A 15,833-nucleotide genomic window follows, 5' to 3' on the forward strand; every position below is an offset into this window, starting at 1 on the left:
TGTCGGCCCTTATTTGCTGGCTGACGGACTTGAGGCAGAGGCCGCAAGTGATGCGGGCGCAGAAGCGGGCGAGGCAACAGCATTGGGAGCTTGTGCGTTCCACGGCACGGCTTTGACAGGCGCTCCTGGCGCCATCATTTTTTGAAACCCATCCACAATGACTTGCTCACCCACCGACAAACCCTCCAAGATCAGCCACTGGTTGTTTTGGGCCGCACCGACTTTGACGGACCGGGGCACAGGTTTGTTGTCAGGCCCAATCACCAGCACCGTGTCGCCTTGGCCCGTGCGTGTCACCGCCTGCTGGGGCAACGCAATGCCCTTTGGTATTTGCGCTTGGGATAAGCGCACGCGAACAAACTGGCCGGGCAACAACAAGCCCTCGGTGTTGGGCACTTCTGCGCGCAAAGTCACTTGACCTGATGTGGGATCGACCGTGACATCGGTGAACAACAATTTGCCAGCACGGGGCAACTCACTGCCATCTTCTAGAACCACACGCACTGCAACAGAGCCGTCGGCTGCGCTGCGCATCTGTTTGGCCGCGATGGCCTTGCGCAAATTCAAAACGTCTGTCGTCGATTGGGTGAAGTTCACATACACGCTGTCGGTTTGTTGGATCAGCGCCAATTGGGTGGCCTCGGTTTGACTCACCAAGGCACCCTCGGTGACCAAGGCTTGGCCAATGCGTCCAGAGATAGGCGCCGTCACCGTGGCGTAATCAAGGTTGATGCGCGAACTTTGAAGGGCCGCAGTGGCATACGCCACATCCGCCTCAGCTTGTTTTTGCGCTGTCAGAACCGCTGTGAATTCTTGCTGACTGACTGCATTGGCGTCGACCAAAGGTTTGTAGCGAACGGCTTGTGCATTGGCTTGCCACAGATTCGCTTGTGCTTTGGCCAAACTGGCTTGCGCGCTGTCGTACACAGCGCGGTAGGGTTCAGGATCGACTTGAAACAAGGCTTGCCCCGCTTTGACCACACTGCCCTCTTGGAACAGGCGTTTCAACACCACGCCATTGACGCGGGCGCGCACCTGCGCCACACGCAAGGGGCTGACTCGACCTGGCAATTCAGTTTGAAGCGCGACGGTTTGTTGTGTGACCGTGATGACGCCCACTGTGGCGGGGGGTGGGCCACCATTCCCTCCCCCGACAGGAGTGTCAACTTTGGCGCCACAAGCCACCAACGATAATGCAATCAAAAAGGAGTAAAACTTAAAACTTCTACTCAAGGTGTGATTTGAGCGCAAAAGGGGCCGAGACACTGGCATGCGTAACCTTCTTGGTTGAGGGCATTGATTTTGCCTCACATGTTCTGATAAAAAATGTCAATGGATTAATGCAGCTGCTTATTTTGATGAATTCGCAAATGCGCTGATAACGTGAACTGATGGTGAGCCCGCAAGATCAACTGATAACAATTGATAGGAGTAGACGTAATCAATGCGTCAACCCACAAGCCTCACTTGACACATTCAAATATATATTTAATCTTATTTGTCGAGCTGACAGAAATTGCAATGGCTGACTTTCCACTTTTTTTACATTCGGATTCAGCAAATGCCAACTCATTTTCGATTTCCTTATCCGAGGCCGCAGATCGAATAATGACCGCTGTTGCACTTGCGGCGGGAACATCAGGCTTTGAGGTGGTGCAGCCGAATAACGATAAAACTGCCGCCAAAATAAATGGAGATTTATTCATCTTCATACCCTCCTTTCAAAATTATCGCTCTTTTGAGGTATCAGACATAACGGCCACACTCGATAACTTGTAGAGTGTGCAACACAATGATGACGCAGTTGCTCAGGTTGGGTTGTGCTTTTAAATTTCAAAAGAAAAAGCACTTTGTACTTGCGTACAAAGTGCTTTCAAACTTGGTGGGACCAGCGGGGGTCGAACCCACGACAAACGGATTAAAAGTCCGCTGCTCTACCAACTGAGCTATGGTCCCAACTCGAAACTACGGTGTTTCCACTGTGTCGCGAAGCCTCAAATTATAGCGCTATTTTTTAGTTTTTTCCAGAGCACCCAAAGAAATTTGATCGATCATCCACCCTGCTGCACATTGACCAAAAGTGGCAGTCACGCTGACAACCGAGCCATAGCCATGACAGTTCAAACTGCCGTCCCCAGCGACCGCACAACTGGGATCTGGAGGAGCTACGGCTTCGCGACTGAAAACGCAAGCTAAGCCCATTTTTTTCCCATCGCGTGGTGCCCCATGTTCACGACGCAAACGGTATCTCAGTTGTGCCAACAAAGGATCGTGCGTCGTGCGCGACAAATCGTCGATATCCACTGCGTGCGCCAAACGTTTGCCCCCAGCCGCGCCCACGCTGATGAACAAGGCTTTGTGCTGCAAGGCCCACGCTGCCATGGCGGTTTTTGCTTTGACTTGGTCGCATGCGTCGATCACCGCAGAAATTGGCGTACCCAAAATTTCAGGCCAGTTGGCGGGCTCTACAAATTCTTCGATGCACTGAACGTTGCAGTTGGGGTTGATGTGCGCAATTCGGTCGCGCATGGCAAGCACTTTGGCTTGTCCTACGGTGTCGTCGAGGGCATGAATTTGACGGTTGATATTGGACTCGGCCACATGGTCCAAGTCGACCAAAGTCAAACGACCTACGCCGCTGCGCGCCAGTGCCTCAACAGCCCAAGAACCAACACCCCCAATACCAATCACAGCCACGTGTGCGTCGCGGATGCGTTGGGCCCCCACCACGCCGTAAAGACGGTCAAGACCTGAAAAGCGACGATCTGAATCGTGGTCTACGTTCACGCGAGACTGCGCTCCAAGCGAGCCACTTGATGGTGAATCGACAACACTGCACCGCAGACGATGGCAGCAACCGCAACAAAAGAATTCAGACTCAATGTGGAGATGCCACTGAGGCCCTGCCCAAAGGTGCAGCCCATGGCCGTGACACCACCTACCCCCATCAACACGCCCCCCACGAGGTGCTGTGATAAGTCACTAACGTTGGCAAAACCTTCCCAGCGAAACGTGTGTTGATGCAAGGCTGAGGCAGCGGAACCCACCACAACACCGACCACCGACATCACGCCCACTGTCAAAACTTTGGATTTGTCACTGAAAAAAAGCAACCAATCCAGGGTTTGTGCGACGGGTGCCACAAAGCTCATGGCTTCGATGCGGCCAGAGCTGGTGCCCAAATAAACAGCCTCGAGGGTGTCAGGGTGTTCAGGAACAAAGCCAAGCGAGCCACTCACCCACCATGCGGCAACGATGAGAGAACCTATGCCAAAAGAAGCGGTTAAATTTTCAAAGCTCCAAAAATCGGCATGCCGCAGTACCCACAAAATCAAAATGATGCCGAGTACATAGCCACTCCAAATCCCGGCTTGAGCGGACGACGCTTGGCTTGTGGCTGCGAGCAACGCACCAAGGTCTGCACCATTAGGCATCGCCATCGCAACGGCATCCACTGTGTTGACACGCAAGACCGCAGTGATGCCCTTGAGCGTGGCGAACGCACTCAAGCCCAGCACTAAAAAAACCACCAAAGACTTGAGGTTGCCAGCGCCGATCCGCACCAAGGTTTTGTTGCCGCAACCCGATGCCATGACCATGCCATAGCCAAACATGACGCCACCCAGTGCACACGACAACCACATGAAGCGGCCGTTCGCATAAAGCGTTTTGCTCGGATCGATGGCGCCCGATTGCACCAAGGCGGCAAATCCCACCATGGCCACACCAATGGCTAACACCCATTGGCGGGCGCGGGTCCAGTCACCCATGTTGACGACATCGGCAATTGCACCCATGGTGCAAAAGTGTGTCCTGTGACTGATCGCCCCCACAGCAAAGGCGATGCCAAAAAATACCCACAAAATTTGCTGGTTCAGGGCGGAAAGTTCGTTCATTTCAATTTGGCTAATCGTTCGCGCGCGGCACTGGCAGCTTCAGATTGAGGATAAATTTTCATCACATCTTCCAGGGATTTGCGAGCTGCTTTGAGGTCTTTGAGCTCCAACTGACAATTGGCAATCGAGAGCATGGTTTCAGCCGCGCGAGGGTGATCCGGCGATTTGGCCAACAAGGCAGAAAAATTGCGAATGGACTCTTTGTAATCTCGGTTGGCGTACTGTGCGTTGCCAAGCCAAAATAAGGCCGATGCGGTGTAACCGCTGCTGGGGTAGTGCCTCACAAAGTCGCCAAAAAACAAGCTGGCATTCACGAAGTCACCTTGCCGAAAGACGGCCAAGGCCATGTCGTAGGCTTTGATTTCTGCAGGCTCGGCCAAAAATTCGACGCCATCGGCTTTCACCTGGATCGGTTCAAATTTTCGCAAACGCTCTTGTACAGCAAGATTGGCAGCTTTGCTGGCATCTTGTTGCATCCGCAACTCTTGCGAGAGCTGTTCTTTTTCGCCCCTCAGACGTGCGATCTCGGCGCGTACAGCTTCGAACTGATTTTGCTGCTCTAACAAGCTGCGCTGAGTTTGCTGAATGACTTCGTTTTGTCGCTCGACGCGTTGGCGCAAGTCCAAAATGGCACGACGTGCCTCGTCATCTTCAAACAAAGCCGCATGTGCACCAGGCCCCACAGCCAAAGCCGTCAAGCAAGCCAACGCGTGAAATTGAAAGCGCAAAGACGTGCTCATCGGTAGCTGATCTCAGCACGACGGTTTTTAGCAAATGAAGACTCGTCAGTGCCAGTAGAAGCGGGTTTTTCTTTTCCGTAACTGACGGCTTCAATCTGGCTGTCTGGCACACCCAAAACAGTCAGAGCGCGGCGCACCGCTTCGGAACGTTTTTGACCCAAGGCCAAGTTGTATTCGCGTCCACCACGTTCATCGGTGTGTCCTTCGATGGCAGCTTTGCGATTTTTATCGGCTCGTAGAAATCGAGCATGTGCATCCAACATGCTTTGGAATTCTGGCTTGATGCTGTAGCTGTCGTAATCGAAATACAAGGTGGTCTCCACGCCAGCGGGGCCGGCTTTGACGCCCCCCCCGTTTGCGATACCGCTCAAACCGCGTGCATCGAGGCCTGCCACCCCCGCACTGCCTGAGGCCGCAGTACCTGATCCTGATCGATCGTCAACCGGTACGTCATCGAGTTTGACGCCCGACGCGCAACCTGCCAAAAACGCCACAAGGGCAATGAGTAAAAGATGTTTTTTCATGGGGGTCTCGGTTAGGAAATACAAAACTAGGGTTGGGCTTTGAGGTAAGGACCCCAATGTGGTTCTCGCAGGTCACCACCCTGCCCTGACAAGCGCGCTTTGATGCGTCCGTCAAGGGTGGTGGTCATCAGGGCTTCACGGCCCGCTTGTTGGGTGGCATAGACCAACAAACGGCTGTTGGGTGCAAAACTCGGACGCTCATCGGCAGTGGTGTCCGTGATCGAACTGGCATTGCCAGTGCTGAGATCCATCACATATAGTTTGAATGCACCACCGACACGCGAGACATAGGCCAGCCAGCGTCCATCCGGGCTGAGTGATGGAGAGATGTTGTACGTGCCGTTGAATGTGACGCGGTTGGCAGGACCGCCCATGGCTGGCATTCTGTAAATTTGGGGTGAACCACCGCGATCGCTGACAAAGTAGATGGCGGTGCCGTCTGGCGAAAACACGGGTTCGGTGTCAATGCCCGATGACTGCGTCAATCGGCGGGGCTCACCACCTTGGGTATCGATCATGAACAGCTGTGAACCGCCATCGCGACTGAGTGTCGCAGCGATGGAGCGTCCATCTGGCGACCAAGCTGGCGCGCTGTTGGAGCCCCGGAAATTGGCAACCACGCGACGTTTGCCGGACGCCACCTCATGGACATAAATGACGGGCTTGCGTGATTCAAAGGACACATACGCGAGTTGTCCACCCGTGGGGGACCAACTTGGGGAAATGATGGGCTCAGGACTGGCCAAGGCAGATTGCGCGTTGTCACCATCGGAATCCGCCACCCACAGGTTGTAGCGGCCTGAAGATTTGGTGACGTAGGCAATGCGGGTGGAGAAAATACCACGTTCACCTGTGATTTTTTCGTAAATGAAGTCTGAAATTCGGTGCGAAGCCAAGCGCAAATCACCCGCAACCACGACGTAGCTCATGGCGCCTAAATCTTGCCCCTTCACCGCGTCCCACAATCGCACCCGAACGTCATAACGGCCATCGGCCATTTTGCCAATGCTGCCTGTGAGCAAAGCATCGGCACCCAGTTGACGAATCGCGGCGAGATCGGGTCGCTCCGTCTCGTCCGCAGTTTTGCCAGATGCCAAGCCACGGAACTGACCACTGCGCTCTAAATCGGCTTGAACAATGGCAGAAATCTTTTGCGGCGAGACCTCTTCGCCGCGGAGGGATCCAACGGCAATGGGGACTTGCGTGAGGCCAACGCCTGAGACTTCGACGCGAAACTGAGCGTTTGCATACAAACTTGCCACAGCGTACAAGAGCACAGCCCATAAGGTGCGCCAGATCGAGCGTTGAAAAGAATTCATAGTGAGGTGCAGGTCCCGCCCAAAGGGTGGTTGAGGTTCGATGCAGCTGATTTTAGTGGGTAGACAAGTGGCGATAATGCCGCCTATGACAAACGACCCTAGGTCCCTTCAAACCGCCTCTTTGTGGCTGAGGTTGCGCCGCGTGGCACCTTGGTTTGGCGGACACCCGGCAACATTGGCTCTGGCCATACTGGGGATTGTGGTGGGCTCTGCCAGCGAACCCGCGATTCCTGCGCTCATGAAGCCTTTGCTTGACAACGGGTTCCAACAAGGCTCTTTCGCACTTTGGCAAATTCCAGTCGTTCTTCTCTTGTTGTTTGCTGTTCGGGGATTTGCCGGTTTTGTTGCGGCTTATTGTTTGGCCCGTGTGACCAATGCATCGATGGAGCGAATTCGACAACGTTTGTTTGAGAAGCTGCTACAAGCTGATCCACAACTGTTTCAATCCCATCACGCCAGTGGGCTGACCAACACGATGGTCTACGAGGTCAACAATGGGGCCTCATTGCTGGTCACCACGCTCTTGTCTTTTGCCAAAGACTTGGTGACTCTGGTGGCTTTAATGGGCTATTTGTTATTTTTAAACTGGAAGCTCACGCTGATTGTGTTTGCCATCGTTCCCCCTGTGGCGTGGATCGTCAAGCACCTGTCGGCACGACTGGACCGTGTGACACGCGCCAGCCAAGACGCGACAGAAGAGTTGGCTTATGTGGTGGAGGAAAACGTACTGGCATTTCGCATGGTCCGTTTACAGAATGCTCAAAAGGCGCAAGCCCAACGCTTTGCGTCCTTCAACCAGAAATTGAGGCAATTGGCACTCAAAGCCGTGGTTGCCAACTCGGTCATGACGCCATTGATTCAAATGCTGGCAGCTTTGGCCTTGTCGGCCGTGATCACGGTGGCGCTTTTACAAAGCTCTGGCAACGATCAAGGACAAAACGTCACGGTGGGAAGTTTTGCCGCTTTCATCACGGGCATGCTGATGCTGATCTCGCCGATCAAACACTTGTCGGAAATTACCGGCATGTTGACCAGGGGGGTCACTGCACTCGAGCGTGGATTGGAGTTGCTCAACAACACGCCCGATGAAACTCAGGGAACCCATGCGGCCGACACAACCAAGGGCGACATTTATTTTGAAAATGTGAGCTTGCAGTACCCATCTGCCAGCGCGCCTGCTCTTGATGGCGTGAGTTTACGGATTCAACCCGGGCAAACCGTGGCCTTGGTCGGTGCGTCGGGTTCAGGAAAAACGACCCTGGCCAATTTGTTGCCCCGCTTTCTTGAGCCCAGTTCAGGCCGTGTGACTTTGGATGGTGTCGCGCTCAACGACTGGTCATTGCCAGCATTGCGTCAGCACATGGCCTATGTCAGCCAAGATGTGGTGATGTTCAATGACACCGTGGCCAACAACATTGCTTTGGGCGCTGAATATGACGCGACCCAAATGTGGAAGGCTTTGTCAGCAGCCAATTTAGATGATTTTGTGCGTGGCTTGCCACAACAAGAAAACACCTGGGTTGGCCACAATGCCACCCAACTCTCTGGCGGTCAACGCCAGCGCCTGGCCATTGCGCGTGCGATTTACAAAAATGCCCCCATTTTGATTTTGGACGAAGCAACCTCTGCGCTCGACACTGCCTCAGAGCAAAGTGTGAAGAACGCACTCAAAGAACTGATGCAAGGACGAACATCGCTGGTCATAGCGCATCGACTGTCCACCATCGAACATGCCGATGTGATCGTGGTGATGCAGCATGGGCGCATTGTGGAAATGGGCAATCACTCAGATTTATTGGCGCGCAACGGAACCTACAAAGCGCTGTACCACAGCACGGTCAATGGCAGTGACTCTGGCGCTGCATCACAGTAAGACGATGTCGTACTGCTCCTGAGCCATGGCCATTTCGCTGCGCAAGGAAATAGGCTTACCGATGAAGTCACTCAAGCCGGCCAAGTGCTGGCTTTCTTCGTCCTGCAAGACATCAATGACACTGGGTGAGGCGATGACTCTGAACTCCCTGGGGTTGAACTGTCGAGCCTCACGCAAAATTTCACGCAAGATGTCGTAGGTCACAGTGCGTGCAGTTTTCACGTTACCTTTGCCTTCACACACGGGGCAGGGTTCGCACAGCATGTGGGCCAGCGATTCTCGGGTCCGTTTGCGTGTCATCTCAACCAAACCCAGGGCCGAGTAACCGCTGACCATTGTTTTCACGCGATCACGCGCCAATTGTTTGCGAAATTCGTTGAGCACGGCATCGCGGTGGTCTTCCCGCTGCATGTCAATGAAGTCGGCCACGATGATTCCCCCTAGATTGCGCAAGCGCAATTGGCGCGCAATGGCGCCCGCCGCCTCTAGGTTGGTTTTGAAAATGGTTTCGTCAAAATTGCGCGCCCCAACAAACCCGCCGGTGTTCACATCAACAGTGGTCAATGCTTCGGTTTGGTCGATGATGAGGTATCCGCCAGACTTCAACTCGACCCGACGACCCAGGGCGCGAGCCACTTCGTCATCAATCCCAAACAAATCAAAAATCGGCCGCTCACCCTTGTAGAGTTGCAACTTGCTGGCAGCTGCCGGCATGAACTCAGCCCCAAAACTTTGCAGCGATTTGAACTGTTCACTTGAATCGATGCGAATGGTTTGCGTGACATCGCTCACCAGATCACGTAACACACGCTGTAGAAGGTTCAAATCTTGGTGAAGCAATGACGTGGGTGGAAGGCGCAAGGAAGCCTCTTTGATGCGGCTCCATGTTTTACGCAGGTAGGCCATGTCTTCACCCAATTCAGCATCGCTCGCATCTTCTCCGTTGGTGCGCAAGATATAGCCACCGGTAGGTCCACGCGCAGAGGCAGTCTCAGCCAATTGAAGCAAGCGCCGACGCAAAGCCTCGCGCTGCTCCAAAGGGATTTTTTGCGATACCCCGATGTGTTGGTCTTGTGGCAAAAAAACGAGCAAACGCCCGGCGATGCTGATTTGTGAGGACAGCCGCGCCCCTTTGGTGCCAATAGGGTCCTTGATGACTTGCACCATCAAGGATTGCCCTTCAAACACCTGTTTTTCAATCGGGATCGCAGGTGCGGGTGTGCCGCCATCGGTTTCGGCATGACGAGCGGTCACACTGCTCATCAAGTCTGCCACATGCAAGAACGCAGCACGCTCTAGGCCGATGTCAATGAAAGCCGACTGCATGCCTGGCAGCACACGCGACACACGACCCAGATAAACATTACCGACCAGCCCTCGCTCTAAGCTGCGCTCAACATGCAGCTCTTGCACAGCGCCACTCTCGACCACAGCAACGCGTGTTTCTTGAGGCGACCAGTTGATCAAAATATCCTGTTGCATGGTGGCACTCTCGGGTTAAACCTTGAAACCAAATTCGCGCAACAACAGCGCAGTTTCATACATCGGCAGGCCCATGATGCCAGAGTAACTGCCACTGATGTGTTCGATATAAGCCGCCGCCCTGCCCTGCACCGCATAGGCACCGGCTTTGCCCACCGGCTCGCCACTGGCCACATAACGTTTGATCTGCTGCCGGGTCAAGGCAGCAAAACGGACATGTGACATGCTCAGTACGTGTGCATGTTTGCGCACAGTACCCACGGCTACAGCGGTCAACACCCGATGTGTCTGGCCACTCAAGTCGGACAACATGCGTTGGGCATGGCGGGCGTTGTCGGGCTTGCCGAAAATGGTTCCCCCCAAGGCCACCGTGGTGTCAGCACACAACACAGGGGCAGCAGGCAAGCCACGCGACTTCATGCGATGCAGTGCAGCGGCCAACTTGAGTGAGGTGACACGTTGGACATAGGCCTTTGGTTTTTCAAAAGGTAACACCACTTCCAATGCCTCCGCATCTTCGCTGCCGTCGGGAAGCAGCAGCTGAAAGGCCACGCCCATTTGTTCTAGCAATTGTTGGCGACGCGGACTTTGAGAAGCCAAATAAACAAAAGGGTGAGAAGACATCACATCACTCGCGGTGGTAGGGGTGATTGGCGTTGATGGACCAAGCTCGGTACAGCTGCTCGACCAACAACACCCGGACCATGGCGTGGGGCAAAGTCAAGTCTGACAAACGAATGCGTTCGTGGGCCATTTTTTTGAATTCAGGGGCCAAGCCATCAGGGCCGCCAATGACCAAGGCCACGTCATCAGCTTCCAACTGCCAGTGCTTGAGTTTTTGCGCCAAATCAAGGGTGGTCAATTGTGCGCCGCGCTCGTCGAGTGCGACGACACGGCAACCACGTGGGATGGCCGCTTCGATGCGTTCACGTTCTGCCGCAAAGAGCGTTTCGAGTGTTTTGGAGCTGCGAGGCTCAGTTTTAACCGCCTTGAGTTCGACCTTTAACTCAGGAGGAAAGCGCTTGGCGTAATCATCCCAAGCCGTTTGCGCCCAGTCGGGCACACGCTGACCGACTGCAACCACCCACAGCTTCATGCCTTGCGAACAGATGTCTTTTTGGCTGCAGTTTTCTTGGCGGCGGGCTTCGCGCTGGATTTGCGTGCGGCAGGCTTGCCAACCACTTTGGTGACCGGTTTTGTGGCTGGCTTGCTGGCTGGTTTTGAGACAGACTTGGCAGCAGGCTTGCTTGCTGATTTAGGACTGAGCGTTGGTGAACTTGCCTTCTTTTTGGGTGCGGCAGCTTTTGATGTGGATTTTTTCGCCGCAGGTTTTTTTTCAAGCACCTGAGGCTGCACAACCGGTGCAGCGGGCTTGGCAGCACCAAACTTCAGACGCACAGGCTTCTCGCCCCAAATTTCTTCCAGGTTGTAGTACTGGCGGATATTGGGTTGCATGACATGCACCACGGCAGCACCACAATCCACAATGATCCATTCGCCATTGTCTTCACCTTCAATGCGCGGTTTGGGGAAACCCGCCTCTCGAACCTTGTCCCGCACACTGGCAGCCAAGGCTTTCGTTTGACGGTTAGAGGTACCTGAAGCGATGATCACACGCTCGAACAGGGAGGACAGGTGTTCGGTATCAAAAACAGCCAGACCTTGTGCTTTCACGTCCTCCAGGGCATCCACGATGCATCGTTGGAGTTTTTGAACATCTTTTTTAGCTGAGGTTTCGGTCATCGGTGTGTGTTTGATAAAGGCGGTGTTGTTTGATATATCGCAGCACAAGGGCTGGCAGCGAGGTTGGCTCAAGGTCAGCTTGGGCAATGCGTGAACGAATGTCGGTCGCACTGACGTCCATCGCAGACATGTCCAAGCTTTGTACTTTTGCAGGTCCCCCATTGTGCCACCGTGCCGTGTCCAACACGCTGTCGACTGACCCGACTCCGGGTCTTTGGGCCACCACCAAGGTCGCGATGTCCAAAATAGCCTCCCAGCGATGCCATGTGGTAAAGGCCTGAGCTTGGTCTTGCCCAACGAATAAAAAGAACACAGCGTTGGGATATTCGACTTTCAAATCCGACAAGGTGTCGATCGTGTAGGTGGGTCCATCGCGCTTCATTTCACGCGGATCGACCCGTACGCTGTGGATGTCATCAAATGCCAAATGCGCCATGGCCAACCGATGATGCGCAGCCGTCAGTGGCCGATTTTTATGCCAAGCCGAGCCGGTCGGGATGACCCGCAGTTGCTCCAGTTGAAATTGCACCAAAGCGCTACGAGCAAGCGCCACGTGCGCAAGGTGGGGCGGGTCAAATGCCCCACCATACAGACCGATACGCGTCACGCCAACCACTCTCGACGCACCAAAAATTCATGCGTCAACGCATGCTCAGGTGTACCAGGTTCGGGCAAGTGCTGGTAAGACCAACTGACCAAGGGTGGCATGGACAACAAAATCGACTCGGTACGCCCACCAGACTGCAAACCAAAGTGCGTGCCTCTGTCCCACACCAAATTGAACTCAACATAGCGACCGCGGCGATACAGCTGATGGGCGCGTTCACGTTCACCATAGACCATGTGCTCGCGCCGCTCTACCAGCGGCATGTAGGCCAATAAAAAAGCATCGCCTACGCTGCGAAGCATCGCGAAGCTATCTTCAAAGCCCAGCTCAGAGAAGTCGTCAAAGAAAATTCCACCGATGCCCCGTTGTTCGTTGCGGTGCTTAACGCAAAAGTAATCGTCGCACCAAGACTTGAACCTTGGATAAAGTTTGACCCCAAAAGGATTCAAGGCATCACGACAGACGGTGTGGAAATCAACGGCATCCTCGTTGAAGCCGTAGTAAGGCGTCAGGTCCATGCCGCCACCGAACCATGCCACGGTCTGGCCGTTGGCAGGGGTTGCTGAGATCATGCGAATGTTCATGTGAACGGTCGGCACGTAGGGGTTGCGCGGATGGAACACCAAAGACACACCCATGGCTTGAAATGGTGCGCCAGCCAGTTCGGGGCGGTGCTGTGTGGCAGAAGGAGGCAATCGCGGTCCACGGACATGTGAAAAGCCACAACCCGCCCGCTCGAACACATGTCCGTTTTCCAGGATCTGGGTGATGCCAGTGCCTTGAAGAAGGTCCTCAGGGCCTTTTTGCCAAGTGTCGGTGACAAATGTGCCGCCGTCTTTTTGGGCAACAGCACCCACGATGCGTGCCTGAAGCGCCACCAAGTAGTCACGCACGGTGTCTGAATCGGGATTCATGTTTCAAGTCCTCGGGGAGCCGGGGCTAGAGGATTTGATGGGCCGAATGGGAGCAGCCTGATTGGCATGAAAGCCAGTCACGCCCTCAAAGACACCCACCATGTCGGCATAGTCACGCGACTCATCGCCTGCCAATCGGATGAAATGAGAGAAGTCCACATGCTTTTGCCCATAGTCAATGCGCACCAAGCACAGAGGCACGTTGGCCTGAAAAGCCAGTTGATAAAAACCACTGCGCCAGCCATCCGTTCGCCGACGGGTTCCTTCTGGAGACAAGGCCAGCCATAAATACGCATTGTTTTGTTGGTGCTGCTTGAACAAACCGACCAGGTGCCCCACCACACCCGTGGATGAAGAACGGTCGACAGAGAGCCCCCCCAGTGACGTCAACCAACGGCCAAAAAAAGGGATGCGAAACAAACTGTCTTTGGCCAAAAACTGAATGGGCAAACCAATGCTCCATTTCACCAAGACCATCACCACGAAATCCCAATTGCTGGTGTGCGGGTAGCCAATGATGACGCCATGAATGCTGGGCAAGCCCTCAAAGCTGACCCGCCACCCAGCCAGTCCCAAGAGACCTCGGGCCAGCCGAGAGCCTTTGAACTGCACAGGGTGAGTTGCAATCGCTGCTTGTGGCATGTGGTGAATTCAATGCTTCAGCGTGAAATGGCACGATACCCAATGTCACGACGGTACTGTTGGCCATCAAAGTGAATGCCCTGAGCCGTTTCGTAAGCCAATTGTTGGGCCTGCTTCAAAGTGCCTCCCAGCGCTGTGACACAGAGCACCCTGCCACCCGTGGTTCGAAGGTGCCCAGCGCTGAGCTCTGTGGCGGCATGGAAAACAACAACCTCGTCGTTGTCTTGGGGTAAGCCTGCGATGACATCCCCTTTGCGTGGATGAAGAGGATAGCCATGCGCAGCCATCACCACGCCAACGGCGCTGCGACGGTCCCATTCAAGTTCCAAATCATCAAATCGGGTGGCAGGCTGGGGATCGGTGGCTGCTAACAACACATCCACCAGATCGGTTTTCAATCGCATCATGATGGGTTGAGTCTCTGGGTCCCCCATGCGGCAGTTGAATTCCAATGTTTTCGGCTTGCCATGGGCATCGATCATCAAACCCGCATACAAAAAACCAGTAAAAACAATACCGTCTTTTTCCATGCCACGGATGGTGGGCAAAATAATTTCACGCATGGTGCGTGCGTAAACCTCTGGCGTGACGACTGGCGCTGGTGAATAAGCCCCCATCCCGCCTGTGTTGGGGCCTTCATCAGCATCCAACAAGCGTTTGTGATCTTGACTCGTCGCCAGAGGCAGTACATTTTTGCCATCGCACATGACGATGAAGCTGGCCTCCTCCCCTTGCAAAAACTCCTCAATCACCACACGTGCGCCGCCCGCATTGTGGGTCACACCAAGGGTGTTGTCTACCAACATGAAATCAATGGCCTCATGCGCTTGCGCCAACGTCATGGCCACCACCACACCTTTACCTGCGGCGAGCCCATCGGCTTTGACCACGATGGGGGCACCTTTGAGGTCGACATAGGCATGTGCCGCCGCAGGGTCAGTGAAAGTCTCGAATTCAGCGGTAGGAATGTTGTGACGCTTCATGAAGGCTTTGCTGAAAGCCTTGGAGCTCTCAAGCTGAGCAGCCGCTTGAGTTGGACCAAAGATGCGCAATCCATGGGCACGAAATTCATCGACAACGCCTGCCGCCAAAGGGGTTTCCGGCCCAACCACGGTCAGCTCAATGCTTTCGGCTTGTGCGAACTCGCGCAGAGCTTTCACATCGGAGAGTGCAATATTCTCAAGCCTCTTGTCGCGTGCCGTGCCTCCATTGCCAGGTGCAACATAAACCGATTGGACTTTGTGGGACTGGGCAAGTTTCCATGCCAGTGCGTGTTCGCGGCCACCGCCGCCAATGACCAATATTTTCATAGTTCGGCGTTGTGATAGACCTCTTGAACATCGTCAAGGTCTTCCAACACATCCAGTATTTTTTGCATTTTGATGGCGTCATCGCCACTGAGTTCAATCGTGTTTTCAGGTCTCCAAGTGACCTCAGCCAGTTCGGGTTTGAGACCCGCCGCCTCGAGCGCTTTTTGTACAAACTCAAATTCAGTAGGCGCCGTCAGCACCTCAATGGCACCGTCATCACCCGTGACCACGTCGTCAGCACCCGCCTCGAGTGCCACTTCCATGATCTGGTCTTCGTGACTTCCGGGTGCAAAAACCAACTGTCCACAGCGCTTGAACTGGAAAGAAACGGAGCCTTCTGTGCCCAAATTACCACCATGCTTGCTGAACGCATGACGCACTTCGGCCACGGTGCGAACCTTGTTGTCTGTCATGGTGTCCACAATGATGGCCGCACCACCAATGCCATAACCTTCGTAGCGAATCTCTTCGTAGTTCACGCCCTCAAGGTTGCCCGTGGCTTTGTCGATGTTGCGCTTGATGTTGTCCGCAGGCATGTTGGCCGCTTTGGCCTTTTCAATGGCCAGTCGCAAGCGCGGATTGATGTCCAGGTCAGCACCACCCAACCGGGCTGCCACCATGATTTCACGGATGAGTCGGGTCCAGATGCGGCCACGCTTTTCGTCTTGTCGCCCCTTGCGGTGCTGGATGTTGGCCCATTTGCTATGTCCCGCCACGTGATGTCCTTTGAAGATTGAAATTGGGTGTGATTTTACGTGAGCCAACTTTGTGAAAACCAAAGAA

17 protein-coding genes and 1 tRNA gene are annotated in these 15,833 nt (G+C 54.3%); 1 reads left to right on the forward strand and 17 read right to left on the reverse strand.

Translation table 11 applies throughout. From position 1 onward, the window contains the following. Window positions 1-9: 9 nt before the first annotated feature. The 8 genes from ACKWJN_RS05230 to tolB form a co-directional block, all read right to left on the reverse strand. Window positions 10-1,119 carry an efflux RND transporter periplasmic adaptor subunit gene (locus ACKWJN_RS05230; RefSeq protein ID WP_408595167.1) on the reverse strand — a complete coding sequence of 370 codons (1,110 nt, stop codon included), beginning with the start codon at window positions 1,117-1,119 and terminating at the stop codon, window positions 10-12. 344 nt (window positions 1,120-1,463) lie between these two features. Beyond that, window positions 1,464-1,706 (reverse strand): hypothetical protein, encoded by a 243-nt coding sequence (locus ACKWJN_RS05235; RefSeq protein ID WP_408595169.1) that lies wholly within the window; start codon window positions 1,704-1,706, stop codon window positions 1,464-1,466. Window positions 1,707-1,880: 174 nt separating this feature from the next. Further along, window positions 1,881-1,956, reverse strand: a tRNA-Lys gene (locus ACKWJN_RS05240). 51 nt (window positions 1,957-2,007) lie between these two features. Then, complete coding sequence (locus ACKWJN_RS05245; RefSeq protein ID WP_408595171.1) at window positions 2,008-2,787, reverse strand: ThiF family adenylyltransferase; 780 nt, start codon at window positions 2,785-2,787, stop codon at window positions 2,008-2,010. Next, the gene (locus ACKWJN_RS05250) at window positions 2,784-3,896 is read right to left on the reverse strand and encodes a YeeE/YedE family protein (protein ID WP_408595173.1); all 1,113 of its coding nucleotides are present in this window, start codon (window positions 3,894-3,896) and stop codon (window positions 2,784-2,786) included. Before ACKWJN_RS05250 ends, ACKWJN_RS05245 begins: the two co-directional genes overlap by 4 nt. Next, window positions 3,893-4,636: a tol-pal system protein YbgF gene (gene ybgF, locus ACKWJN_RS05255; RefSeq protein ID WP_408595175.1), complete on the reverse strand. Its 744-nt coding sequence runs from the start codon at window positions 4,634-4,636 to the stop codon at window positions 3,893-3,895. The genes ACKWJN_RS05250 and ybgF overlap by 4 nt, the downstream gene beginning before the upstream one ends. Continuing rightward, complete coding sequence (pal, locus tag ACKWJN_RS05260) at window positions 4,633-5,160, reverse strand: peptidoglycan-associated lipoprotein Pal (protein ID WP_408595177.1); 528 nt, start codon at window positions 5,158-5,160, stop codon at window positions 4,633-4,635. Before pal ends, ybgF begins: the two co-directional genes overlap by 4 nt. 26 nt (window positions 5,161-5,186) lie before the next feature. Continuing rightward, a complete protein-coding gene (gene tolB / locus ACKWJN_RS05265; RefSeq protein ID WP_408595178.1) occupies window positions 5,187-6,479 on the reverse strand; it encodes a Tol-Pal system beta propeller repeat protein TolB in 1,293 nt (430 codons plus the stop codon). An 85-nt stretch (window positions 6,480-6,564) separates the two neighbouring features. Here tolB and msbA point away from each other — a divergent pair, with 85 nt between their 5' ends. Then, window positions 6,565-8,352 (forward strand): lipid A export permease/ATP-binding protein MsbA, encoded by a 1,788-nt coding sequence (gene msbA / locus ACKWJN_RS05270; protein ID WP_408595180.1) that lies wholly within the window; start codon window positions 6,565-6,567, stop codon window positions 8,350-8,352. Here msbA and rng read toward each other — a convergent pair. Genes rng through ACKWJN_RS05315 form a run of 9 tightly spaced genes read right to left on the reverse strand, consistent with a single transcriptional unit; the run spans window position 8,344 to window position 15,766 of the window. Then, window positions 8,344-9,834 carry a ribonuclease G gene (gene rng, locus ACKWJN_RS05275; protein ID WP_408595182.1) on the reverse strand — a complete coding sequence of 497 codons (1,491 nt, stop codon included), beginning with the start codon at window positions 9,832-9,834 and terminating at the stop codon, window positions 8,344-8,346. The genes msbA and rng overlap by 9 nt on opposite strands. Window positions 9,835-9,849: 15 nt before the next feature. After that, window positions 9,850-10,458: a Maf family protein gene (locus ACKWJN_RS05280; RefSeq protein WP_408595183.1), complete on the reverse strand. Its 609-nt coding sequence runs from the start codon at window positions 10,456-10,458 to the stop codon at window positions 9,850-9,852. Between the two features lie 4 nt (window positions 10,459-10,462). Next, window positions 10,463-10,930, reverse strand: a complete 468-nt coding sequence (gene rlmH / locus ACKWJN_RS05285; RefSeq protein WP_408595185.1) for a 23S rRNA (pseudouridine(1915)-N(3))-methyltransferase RlmH — start codon at window positions 10,928-10,930, stop codon at window positions 10,463-10,465. Then, on the reverse strand, window positions 10,927-11,577 hold the full coding sequence (rsfS, locus tag ACKWJN_RS05290; RefSeq protein ID WP_408595186.1) for a ribosome silencing factor: 651 nt from the start codon (window positions 11,575-11,577) through the stop codon (window positions 10,927-10,929). Before rsfS ends, rlmH begins: the two co-directional genes overlap by 4 nt. Beyond that, the gene (gene nadD / locus ACKWJN_RS05295) at window positions 11,558-12,184 is read right to left on the reverse strand and encodes a nicotinate (nicotinamide) nucleotide adenylyltransferase (RefSeq protein WP_408595188.1); all 627 of its coding nucleotides are present in this window, start codon (window positions 12,182-12,184) and stop codon (window positions 11,558-11,560) included. Before nadD ends, rsfS begins: the two co-directional genes overlap by 20 nt. After that, complete coding sequence (hemF, locus tag ACKWJN_RS05300; RefSeq protein ID WP_408595190.1) at window positions 12,181-13,098, reverse strand: oxygen-dependent coproporphyrinogen oxidase; 918 nt, start codon at window positions 13,096-13,098, stop codon at window positions 12,181-12,183. The genes nadD and hemF overlap by 4 nt, the downstream gene beginning before the upstream one ends. A gap of 3 nt (window positions 13,099-13,101) precedes the next feature. After that, on the reverse strand, window positions 13,102-13,740 hold the full coding sequence (locus ACKWJN_RS05305; protein ID WP_408595191.1) for a 1-acyl-sn-glycerol-3-phosphate acyltransferase: 639 nt from the start codon (window positions 13,738-13,740) through the stop codon (window positions 13,102-13,104). 17 nt (window positions 13,741-13,757) lie between these two features. Continuing rightward, window positions 13,758-15,050 (reverse strand): phosphoribosylamine--glycine ligase, encoded by a 1,293-nt coding sequence (purD, locus tag ACKWJN_RS05310; RefSeq protein ID WP_408595193.1) that lies wholly within the window; start codon window positions 15,048-15,050, stop codon window positions 13,758-13,760. After that, window positions 15,047-15,766: a YebC/PmpR family DNA-binding transcriptional regulator gene (locus ACKWJN_RS05315; protein ID WP_408595194.1), complete on the reverse strand. Its 720-nt coding sequence runs from the start codon at window positions 15,764-15,766 to the stop codon at window positions 15,047-15,049. The genes purD and ACKWJN_RS05315 overlap by 4 nt, the downstream gene beginning before the upstream one ends. Window positions 15,767-15,833: the final 67 nt, after the last annotated feature.

Source organism: Limnohabitans sp. (assembly GCF_046052825.1).
Lineage (GTDB): Bacteria > Pseudomonadota > Gammaproteobacteria > Burkholderiales > Burkholderiaceae_C > Limnohabitans.